This is a genomic window from Paenibacillus sp. MAH-35 (genome assembly GCF_058135425.1).
In genome coordinates, this window is the sequence record NZ_JBYUPU010000063.1 from 21959 (window position 1) to 31523 (window position 9565).

Below are 9565 nucleotides of genomic sequence, written 5' to 3' on the forward strand. Positions count from 1 at the left end.
TCGATGAACAAAAGGCTGAAACCGTTACTTGCGGCACTCGCGCTGCTCCTGCTCACTCTTATCATCTATACTCCGTCATCCAGCTCGCGCACGTTTCCGAAGCAGCCGGTAGCCGAGCAAGGCATACTGAACGCCTCGTTATGGAACTTCAGTCAATACGGCACGTTTCGCCTGGACGGCGAATGGGAAGTATATTGGAACCAATTTCTTGAACCGGAACATTTTCAATCGCCTCAGCTTCGGGAGCCCGAATATTATCCGGTCCCCAAATCATGGGAGGCCCGGAGCGGAGCCGACTTCGCCACGTTCCGGCTTATCGTTCAGCTGCCGCAGGACAGCGGGATCACTGCGCTGCGTATACCGCCCGTCGCTTCCGCCTACAAGCTGTGGATTAACGGACAAGCTGCCGCGGAGAGCGGCATCGCAAGCACCAGCAGCTCCGGCACCGTACCGGAAGAATCGGTGCGAACCGTATACTTCCAGTCTTCCGGCGCAAATGCGGAAATCTTATTTCAGATCTCTAACTTCGTCCAGCGCAAAGGCGGAATATGGGCATCCATCGAGATCGGCACCGACCGGCAAATCGCCGGCTTAACGAATCTGCGCAACAGCTTCGACGCCTTTATATTCGGGTGTCTGCTGCTCGCCGGCATTTATCATATCAGCTTGTACTGGTTCCGCAAAAAAAATAAGCTTGCCTTGTATTTCGGCCTGTACTGCTTCCTCACAAGCTTGCGGCTGCTGGTCGTCGGGGAAGTGCTGCTCGCCCTCCTGGCCCCCGATTTTCCTTGGGAGCTGTCGCGCAAGATCGAATACATAGGCATGGTGGCGTGCGTCCCGGTATTCCTCCGCTTCTTGTATCATTCTTACCCGGCGGAAGTATCGGAGCGCTGGATTCGGCTGATGGATCTATTCGCGGTCACGGCCGCAGTGACGATTGCGGTGTTCCCGGCAATCGTCTATACGTACATTCTGTTTCTGTTCCAGGCTTACGTGCTCAGCTCGGTGCTGTATATGATGTACGTGCTTCTGCAAGCGATCAGGCAAAACCGGAAAGGAGCGATTCCGTTCAGTACGGCGGGAGCGGTATATGCGCTCACCGTTATGAACGATCTGCTGTATTACAACGGCCTGCTCCATACCGGCAGCCTGTCCGCATACGGTTTGTTCATCTTTGTCATCGTCCAGACGTACATGCTGTCGCGCGCATTCTCGGACGCGTTCGCCAAGGTGGAGGAATTGAGTCGCAAGCTGTTGTCCGCCGACCGGCTGAAGGATGAATTTCTGACCCATACGTCCCAGGAGCTACGCGTCCCGCTCGGTACGATCGTCGGGCTGGCCGAATCGATGCTGGAGCATTCGGCAGCGGGCATGAGCCCGGTGCAGCGCTCCAACCTGTCGGTTATCGCGGGCAGCGGCAGGCGGCTGACGGCAATGGTCAACGACCTGCTGGACTTTTATCAGCTTCGCGACCGGGAGACGATGCCGATCCGCAAAAAGCCGGTCGATTTGCAGCAGATGACCCAGGTGGTGCTGTCCGCCAGCAAACCGCTGCTAATCGGTCAGAACGTCGTTCTGCGTAACGATATAGGGCCCGATATTCCTTATGTAGTCGCCGACGAAGCCCATCTTCAGCAGATGCTCGTCCATCTGATCTCGTTCTCGGTGAAGCAGTCGCAATCCGGCGTCATTGCCGTCTCCGCCCGCGAAGCCGGGGAACGGGTCGAGATCTGCGTATCGAATGCCGGGGTGATGTTATCCCGCGAGGAGCTGTTCGATCTGCGCGAAGCGATCCGGTCCGAGCGGCTGCATGCCGGAGGCTCGGAGATCAGTCTGGCGACGACGCGCCAGCTCGTCCAGATGCACGGAGGCGATCTCCAGGTAGAGTCTGAGAATAACGCCGGCATGACTTTTACATTCACCTTGCCGTCCAGCCGGGCGTACACGATGCCGATCGAGGAGATCGACCAGAATTTGCAGGCGATCGGACATTTGCTCGAGCAGATGGTCCAAGCGGGCGAGACCAAGTCACGGGCGCCTCATATCCTCATCGTTGACGACGAGCCTGTTAACCTGCAAGTGCTGTACAATCAGCTGTCGCTCGAGCCTTATGCGATCAGCACGGCGACCTCCGGCTTGCAGGCGATCCGGACGATCAGCGAGACCAGCTCGGTGGATCTGATCATCTTGGATGCGTTTATGCCGAAAATGTCCGGGTTTGAAGTGTGCAGAACGATCCGCCGGCATTATTCGCTGATGGATCTGCCTATTATGATGCTGTACTCCGAGAAAAAGCCGGAATTCGTCTACGAAGGATTCGACGCCGGAATTAACGATTATATGATGAAGCCGATCGATAAAAAAGAGCTGCTTACCCGGGTAAAAACGCTGCTTACGCTCAAGCAGGCGATCCGGGAAGCCAACCAGCATACGGACGAGCTCGAAAAGCTGAACAAGCAATTAACCGAGCTGAACAATAACCTGGAAGAGAAAATCGCCGAACGGACCTTATCCCTGCAGCAGTCCAAGCAGCAGCTGGAGGAAATGAACGAGGATCTGGAGCGCATCGAACGGTCGCGCATCCGGCTCCTGACCAACATCTCGCACGATTTGCGCACACCGATTACTTCGATCCAAGGATATGTCGAGGCGATGCTCGACGGCATCGTGACCGAACCGGAGCAGATGAGCAAATATTTGCGGCTCATTCATTCCAAATCGCTTACGCTCAACCGGCTGATACAGGACTTGTTCGAGCTGGCGCAGCTGGAATCGAGACAGGCGGCGTTTCGGATGCGTGAAGTGCCTGCGCAGGACTTGCTCCGGCAAATCAAAGAGAAATTCGAGCTTGATGTGAGCGCTCACGGTATCCGTTTCGAAGTTAAGGACACGCTCGACCGGCCGGTCGTCTTGAATGTGGACGCAGACCGGCTTGACCAGGTGTTTGCCAACCTGATTTTCAATGCGCTCAAATATACGCCTCGCGACGGTCTGATCCAGATCATCTTCGAGAAAAAAAACGGCCGCGCCTTCAAAGACGAGCTGATCGTCCAAGTGTGCGACAGCGGAACCGGCGTAGCGAAGGAAGATCTGCCCTATATTTTCGACCGGTTCTACAAAGGAACGCCCCGGAACAACGCCGGCAAAGGGAGCGGTCTGGGGCTCGCCATCGCGAAAGAAATCGTCGAATATCACGGGGGACGCATTTGGGCGGACAGCGATACCGGGCAGGGCTGCACGGTCAGCTTTACGCTGCCGATCTTTTATTGATGCGGTAAGTCCAAACGGTCACCCGCAATAAGCACTTGCGACGCTCGCTGCTGAACATGCTGACTCGTCCAAGGAGATGACCCTCCTTACCCTTTAGTTCGGTAATGAACTTAAACATCCGACATATCGGAAAAAAGGACCTCATCCTCCACGTTACAGTGGAATGCGAGGTCCTTTTGTATGGAGATCGGGATGGCGAGCACTGAAGGAAGAGGCCCTTTCTCTATACGCTGTACACGCACCGCTCTCCGCTTCGGGGAATGGTCCCTGCTCCGGCCGTTCCGGGGTTCCAGCCCAGTTGCTGCCCTTCCCTGTTCATCGGGTATACAATCCCGCCGCTTGCCCCTTCCTACCCTACGAGTGACTTAATATGGAGCTGCCGGTGCATTCGCAAGTCGATGTAATCGTGACCGGCAAGAACGGACGGATGAATGGGGTCGCCGGGGTGCACGTTCAGGATGCGCGCCTGCCGGCCGTCCGTAAGCACGACGTCGCTGCCCACAGACATATCCATCATCCGATGAACGAACAGATTGCATATGACCGGATCGAGCTTGCCGAAGCCGTCCGTTATCATCTGCTGCATCACTTCGTAAAACGGGGACGCTTCTTTATACGCCCGCTTCGAAGTCATCGCGTGAAAGACGTCCGCGACGGCTACGATTTTACTGAAGTAAGCGATTTCACTTCCATTGATGCCGTACGGGTATCCTCTGCCATCCTCCCGCTCGTGATGCTGCAGGGCGGCGAGCGCTACATCCGGGTGAAGACCCGGCGTATTGCTAATAATGTCATGGCCGAATATCGTATGCATTTTCATTAACTCGTATTCCTTGTCAGTAAACCGCCCGGGCTTGTTCAACAGATCGTCATCGATATGGATTTTGCCCACATCGTGCAGCGTCGCCGCCGTTGTCAGCAGACCAAGCATCTCGTCTTCGAGCTGGAGCCACTTGCCCAGCATCGTGGAGATTACGCCCACACCGATATTATGTCTGTATGTATAGTCGTCCTTCGCCTGGAGTCCCGACAGCACGTTATATAAGCTTGGATACTCCGCGGCCTGGGAGATCGTCGGAAGAATGCTCCTTTGCACTTCCTCCATCGGAACTTTGCCCGTTCGGCGCATATAATGGAACACTTCGCGAATTTCTTGCGTCGCCTGGTTAATAAGCGGCTCATTCGTCACTAAGGGACGCTCCGGTTCGCTTATGGGCTCAAGCTCCAGCCGGTCCAGCCCGATATAATGGCGGCCCAGAAAGTCCATCTGCTCGTTCTCTAGAACGGTTCCAGCCGGAATCAGTACTAAGCCGTTACCTAGAATCAGATCCTTCTTCAGCTTGCGGCCGACTAGATCCTCAAGTCTCATTGCCGGATTCACCTACCATGGCCCTCTGGCCCTAACTTTGCAAGTTACGACCGCAGCGCACTACTGCCGAAGACTAACAACTTATCCATCATTATACCACTTTTCAATATTGTTGGACATTACTGGCAATCTAAAGTTTACTTCATGAATAGATCAATTCGAAGTAAAAAACTAAAACGGCTTCAAGAACAACTGCCTTTTGCGAGCCAGTTTCTTCTCCTGTATGTGATCCTGCCGAATTCTGTAACGATAAAGAAAAACTCCCGTATCGGGATACGAGAGTCATTCGTGATGAATATGATGAAGCGTCTGCTCAAAGATTTGTTCGATATGAGCGTCATCCAGCGAATAATACACCGTCTTGCCTGCCTTGCGCCGCTTCACGATCCGCATGTTCCGCAAATACCGGAGCTGATGGGACACCGCGGATTGCCCCATGTCAAGCACGCTCGACAAGTCGTGCACGCATAACTCCCGCTGCATAAGCGCATAGATGAGCTTGACCCGGGTCGGATCGCCCAACGCTTTGAACAGATCGGCCAGCTTCAGTACGGAATCGTCGGGCAGCATCCGCTGCTTCACCGTTTCCCATTCCGCAGACTCCGAACCGCTGCAAGTTTCTTCGCACAAATCCGCCGATATTGAAGACATTGGAAGTTCACCGCCTTTGCGAGCCGTCTTGACTTGATACCATCCATTATACCAGAAACGGACGTCCGGCTGCTACCGTCGGGAATATTGTACATGTCTTGCTTTCGGCCGCTTATACGTTCCCGGGATGAAGGAAGCTTTTATTAGCCCTGCGGGTTACCACACCAGCTTCTGGAACGTTCCGGTCAGAGCCGATTCTCGTGCTTTCAAGCATAACAGCGCGCTCGTTAAACCTGATCCCAAATCACTCACCGAGTTTTCCTTTCCTTGCATCAAATCAATAAAGTTCTGGGCCAATACAGCATCTCCACCGAAATGGTCGTTGGCGGCATCGAACCGGTGTGTTTGAACGGACGGCTCATGATGCATGACGACCTTAATTTCCTTCGTATAAAAATCGAATTCGACCGTTCCCTTGTAACCCATGAACCGGGCTCCGCGGGCACCCGCTTCTCTGCGGACAAAGAAGTTCTGCGAATACGATACGTGCATCCCTGTGTCGTAACGGATCAGAGCGCTTCCGGAATCCTCATTGCCGGTATCCTCGGCGAAACAGCAATACTCCCAGCTGCTGTTTTTCTGGGTTCCGTGAACGAGACTATCCGGACATGTCTGGTTCTCCTCGCAGTCCACACATTTTTGACCGGCCGGCTTCGTTCCTTTGAAAATTTGCTTGGAAACCATCGCCGCGACTTCGACCGGTTCTTTCCCGAGAATGTACGTAATGTAATCGAAATCATGAGTGGCTTTTTGAAGAAACAGCCCTTTCGTTTCCTCCTCATCCCGGTACCAATGGTGGAAATATACGCCGCCATACGGAACGTTATTCACCGCCTGAACATGCTCGACCGTGCCGATGATGCCCGAATCGATGATCTCCTTTACTTTCTGCACGATCGTCGTTACGCGAAGCGGAAAGGACACGACGACTTTGCTTTTCCCCGCCTCATAACCGGCTTTCAGCCTGCGCGCATCTTCGAGCGTAGTCGCCACCGGCTTCTCCATAAACAGCGGAATCCCGGTAGGCAGCACCTTCAGCGCCATTTCGGTATGCAGCGAGCAGCGCGTGCCGATCATAATTCCGTCCAGCTTCTCCGAAGCCATCATAGCCTCCGGCGTATCGTACAGCTGAATATGTCCTTCATCCGCCTTCAATGCGTCTTTGCGAATATCCGCTACCGCCTTGATGACGACGGACGGATCGACTTTCTGGATGCTGGCGATAACCGACTTGATCCGGTTGCCGTACCCGATAACTCCCACATTCATTATTGGCGACCTCCCCATTGCTTGTTCCTTTGTTCCCCCTTATTGTAAGAGTAAACTGCGGGCAAATCTTTGTCTCGGAAGCCACAATTTTGGACGAATCGGGCGGAAGATTCCGGCTTTTCAACATACCGGATTGTGCGATATGATGAACACAACGTTAGAAGAACGGAGCAGTACGACCATGGACTATGTACGGACGCGGCTGGAACCGGCGATTATAATCAACGAAATGATTACGATGTATTATTATGAGTTCGGCAAACACTTTATTTTCTACGGGGAATCGCACGATTTCTGGGAGCTTCTTTATGTCGACAAAGGCGAGATCGAGGTGTGGGCGGACGAACGTTCGTATCTCATCAGCCAAGGGACTATTATTTTTCATAAGCCTAACGAGTTCCATCGGTTCTATGCCAAAAACGATAAAGCGCCCAACGTCATCGTACTGACGTTCGACTGTTATTCGCCGGCTATGAAGCGGTTTGAGGAAGCGGTAATCCGGCTCGACGACGAAGAGCGGAATTTGCTTGCCAAGATCGTGCAGGAGGGAGCAGGAGCATTTCACTTTCCATTTCAGTATCCGCTCTCCCGTCGTCCGGACGCAGCAGTAGGCGCCGAGCAGATGGTGAAGCTGTATCTGGAAATGTTCCTGATCCGTCTTCTCCGCAGAGACGACCGTTCGGCCTGGACACGGCCGCTGTCGTTCGCCGCCAAAGAGAAAGAAGAAGACCAGCTGACCGCGAAAATCATCGAGCAGTTAAACGCATCGATTGGCTCCACCCTCACGCTGGAACAGCTCAGCGAAGCGCTGCGGGTATCGAAGACTCGGCTTAAGGACGTATTCAAGCATCACACCGGACAGACGATTATGGAGTATTTCACACACCTCAAGCTCGAGCGGGCCAAACTATTGATTCGCGAAGCGATGTGTAATTTTACCGAGATCGCCTCCATGGTCGGCTTTAGCAGCGTGCATGTCTTTTCCAAAACATTCAAGCGCTCCACCGGCATGACGCCTTCCGAATACGCCAAGTCGGTTCGCGGGAGGATCAAAACATAGCGTGCTGTGGCCCATGTTCAGAACCACTATCGTAACTGCTCCGCTATCATACAGGGAACTAGGGGCTGTCTCCAAAATCATGTTGCGATTTGTGCGCCTCATCCAGAACCGATTTGCCTCAAAAAAAAGGACCTCATCTTCCACGGTTACGTGGAGGCTGAAGTCCTTTCATTTGTAACGGGGGCATTCCTCTGTCATGCGAGCACTTTCGGGACAACCTGAACTAAATAAGCAGAGAAAACAAAAAAGGCCCTCAGGCAACAGTTACCTAAGAGCATTTCTTCATACCAATGCCGGTGAAGGGACTTGAACCCCCACGGTTTCCCTCACGATTTTGAGTCGCGCGCGTCTGCCATTCCGCCACACCGGCAAAAAAAGCGTGCCCTAAGAGATTCGAACTCCTGACCTTTTGATTCGTAGTCAAACGCTCTATCCAGCTGAGCTAAGGGCACATGATGGTTGTGGAGGCGCCACCCAGATTCGAACTGGGGGTAGAGCTTTTGCAGAGCTTTGCCTTACCACTTGGCTATGGCGCCGTAATACATATGGAGCGGACGACGAGATTCGAACTCGCGACCCTCGCCTTGGCAAGGCGATGCTCTACCACTGAGCCACGTCCGCATAAATATGATCAAGCTTATAAAGGAAATACTGGGGATCCAGGATTCGAACCTGGGAATGACGGAGTCAAAGTCCGTTGCCTTACCGCTTGGCTAATCCCCAATAGGTTTTAGTAAAATATGGGGCGATCGATGGGACTTGAACCCACGAATGCCGGAGCCACAATCCGGTGCGTTAACCCCTTCGCCACGACCGCCATATTATAATATATTCTTCTGGCAGGGGCAGCAGGAATTGAACCCACACTAACGGTTTTGGAGACCGCTGTTCTACCTTTAAACTATGCCCCTATATGGTATACCTGATCGGTATTATTAAATGGTGGAGGATGATGGATTCGAACCACCGAACTCGTCAGAGAACAGATTTACAGTCTGCTGCGTTTGGCCACTTCGCTAATCCTCCATGAGTGGTGCCGCCGAGAGGACTTGAACCCCCAACCTACTGATTACAAGTCAGTTGCTCTACCAATTGAGCTACAGCGGCATATGCATACATGGTGGCTCGGGACGGAATCGAACCGCCGACACGAGGATTTTCAGTCCTCTGCTCTACCGACTGAGCTACCGAGCCTCAAGTATGAGGTTGTTAAAATGGCGGAGCTGACGGGATTCGAACCCGCGGTCTCCTGCGTGACAGGCAGGCATGTTAGGCCACTACACCACAGCTCCATACTTGGTAAAGCTAATTGCGGGGGCAGGATTTGAACCTGCGGCCTTCGGGTTATGAGCCCGACGAGCTACCGGGCTGCTCCACCCCGCGTCGTTAAAAAGGTATATGGTGGACGCTGACGGGATCGAACCGCCGACCCTCTGCTTGTAAGGCAGATGCTCTCCCAGCTGAGCTAAGCGTCCATGTTGTTGAAGTGACAAGTTCTAATATAACAAGTTTGAGACCAAATTGCAACTACTTTTTTTGGCTTTTTGAAGATTTATGGTGACCCGTAGGGGATTCGAACCCCTGTTACCTCCGTGAAAGGGAGGTGTCTTAACCCCTTGACCAACGGGCCTTACAAGAAGAACGGAGAGAGAGGGATTTGAACCCTCGAGACGCTTTTGACGCCTACACGATTTCCAATCGTGCTCCTTCGGCCACTCGGACATCTCTCCAGATGGCTCCCCGAACAGGACTCGAACCTGTGACAACTCGGTTAACAGCCGAGTGCTCTACCAACTGAGCTATCAGGGAATATGTGTGAATCGCTTGGCAACGTCCTACTCTCCCAGGACCCTGCGGTCCAAGTACCATCGGCGCTGGAGGGCTTAACGGTCGTGTTCGGGATGGGAACGCGTGGATCCCCTCCGCCATCATCACCAAACGATTAT

Annotated in this window: 5 protein-coding genes, 16 tRNA genes and 1 rRNA gene; 2 read left to right on the forward strand and 20 right to left on the reverse strand. The window is 53.3% G+C overall.

Annotated elements, in window-relative coordinates; genetic code table 11:
- The first annotated feature begins 3 nt into the window (after positions 1-3).
- Positions 4-3270 carry an ATP-binding protein gene (locus AC3Y2E_RS32685; protein WP_379217455.1) on the forward strand — a complete coding sequence of 1089 codons (3267 nt, stop codon included), beginning with the start codon at positions 4-6 and terminating at the stop codon, positions 3268-3270.
- A 349-nt stretch (positions 3271-3619) separates the two neighbouring features.
- Here the strand turns inward: AC3Y2E_RS32685 and AC3Y2E_RS32690 are convergent, their stop codons facing one another.
- The 3 genes from AC3Y2E_RS32690 to AC3Y2E_RS32700 form a co-directional block, all read right to left on the reverse strand.
- The gene (locus AC3Y2E_RS32690; protein ID WP_379217456.1) at positions 3620-4639 is read right to left on the reverse strand and encodes an HD-GYP domain-containing protein; all 1020 of its coding nucleotides are present in this window, start codon (positions 4637-4639) and stop codon (positions 3620-3622) included.
- 282 nt (positions 4640-4921) lie between these two features.
- Complete coding sequence (locus AC3Y2E_RS32695) at positions 4922-5290, reverse strand: ArsR/SmtB family transcription factor (RefSeq protein ID WP_190925943.1); 369 nt, start codon at positions 5288-5290, stop codon at positions 4922-4924.
- 156 nt (positions 5291-5446) lie between these two features.
- Positions 5447-6559 carry a Gfo/Idh/MocA family protein gene (locus AC3Y2E_RS32700; protein WP_379217457.1) on the reverse strand — a complete coding sequence of 371 codons (1113 nt, stop codon included), beginning with the start codon at positions 6557-6559 and terminating at the stop codon, positions 5447-5449.
- 181 nt (positions 6560-6740) lie between these two features.
- Here AC3Y2E_RS32700 and AC3Y2E_RS32705 point away from each other — a divergent pair, with 181 nt between their 5' ends.
- Positions 6741-7619 carry an AraC family transcriptional regulator gene (locus AC3Y2E_RS32705; protein WP_190925947.1) on the forward strand — a complete coding sequence of 293 codons (879 nt, stop codon included), beginning with the start codon at positions 6741-6743 and terminating at the stop codon, positions 7617-7619.
- Between the two features lie 291 nt (positions 7620-7910).
- Here AC3Y2E_RS32705 and AC3Y2E_RS32710 read toward each other — a convergent pair.
- The 17 genes from AC3Y2E_RS32710 to rrf all read right to left on the reverse strand — a co-directional run bounded on the left by AC3Y2E_RS32710 (position 7911) and on the right by rrf (position 9558).
- Positions 7911-7989, reverse strand: a tRNA-Leu gene (locus AC3Y2E_RS32710).
- A gap of 8 nt (positions 7990-7997) precedes the next feature.
- Positions 7998-8071, reverse strand: a tRNA-Arg gene (locus AC3Y2E_RS32715).
- Positions 8072-8081: 10 nt separating this feature from the next.
- Positions 8082-8155: transfer RNA gene (locus AC3Y2E_RS32720), tRNA-Cys, on the reverse strand.
- 10 nt (positions 8156-8165) lie between these two features.
- A tRNA-Gly gene (locus AC3Y2E_RS32725) sits at positions 8166-8240 on the reverse strand.
- 30 nt (positions 8241-8270) lie between these two features.
- Positions 8271-8342: transfer RNA gene (locus tag AC3Y2E_RS32730), tRNA-Gln, on the reverse strand.
- Between the two features lie 18 nt (positions 8343-8360).
- A tRNA-His gene (locus AC3Y2E_RS32735) sits at positions 8361-8436 on the reverse strand.
- Between the two features lie 20 nt (positions 8437-8456).
- Positions 8457-8530, reverse strand: a tRNA-Trp gene (locus tag AC3Y2E_RS32740).
- 29 nt (positions 8531-8559) lie between these two features.
- A tRNA-Tyr gene (locus AC3Y2E_RS32745) sits at positions 8560-8645 on the reverse strand.
- Between the two features lie 5 nt (positions 8646-8650).
- Positions 8651-8726 (reverse strand) — tRNA-Thr (locus AC3Y2E_RS32750).
- 11 nt (positions 8727-8737) lie between these two features.
- Positions 8738-8813, reverse strand: a tRNA-Phe gene (locus AC3Y2E_RS32755).
- Positions 8814-8834: 21 nt separating this feature from the next.
- Positions 8835-8911, reverse strand: a tRNA-Asp gene (locus tag AC3Y2E_RS32760).
- Between the two features lie 17 nt (positions 8912-8928).
- Positions 8929-9002: transfer RNA gene (locus AC3Y2E_RS32765), tRNA-Met, on the reverse strand.
- Positions 9003-9018: 16 nt separating this feature from the next.
- Positions 9019-9094 (reverse strand) — tRNA-Val (locus AC3Y2E_RS32770).
- An 80-nt stretch (positions 9095-9174) separates the two neighbouring features.
- Positions 9175-9249 (reverse strand) — tRNA-Glu (locus AC3Y2E_RS32775).
- Positions 9250-9261: 12 nt separating this feature from the next.
- Positions 9262-9349 (reverse strand) — tRNA-Ser (locus AC3Y2E_RS32780).
- A gap of 3 nt (positions 9350-9352) precedes the next feature.
- A tRNA-Asn gene (locus tag AC3Y2E_RS32785) sits at positions 9353-9428 on the reverse strand.
- A 13-nt stretch (positions 9429-9441) separates the two neighbouring features.
- A 5S ribosomal RNA gene (gene rrf, locus AC3Y2E_RS32790) occupies positions 9442-9558 on the reverse strand.
- Between the last annotated feature and the right edge of the window lie 7 nt (positions 9559-9565).

Bases quoted from the DNA above. Each gene is read 5' to 3' on its own strand.
- AC3Y2E_RS32685 (WP_379217455.1), top strand. From the start codon at position 4: ATGAACAAAAGGCTGAAACCGTTACTTGCGGCACTCGCGCTGCTCCTG.
- AC3Y2E_RS32690 (WP_379217456.1), bottom strand. From the start codon at position 4,639: ATGAGACTTGAGGATCTAGTCGGCCGCAAGCTGAAGAAGGATCTGATT.
- AC3Y2E_RS32695 (WP_190925943.1), bottom strand. From the start codon at position 5,290: ATGTCTTCAATATCGGCGGATTTGTGCGAAGAAACTTGCAGCGGTTCG.
- AC3Y2E_RS32700 (WP_379217457.1), bottom strand. From the start codon at position 6,559: ATGAATGTGGGAGTTATCGGGTACGGCAACCGGATCAAGTCGGTTATC.
- AC3Y2E_RS32705 (WP_190925947.1), top strand. From the start codon at position 6,741: ATGGACTATGTACGGACGCGGCTGGAACCGGCGATTATAATCAACGAA.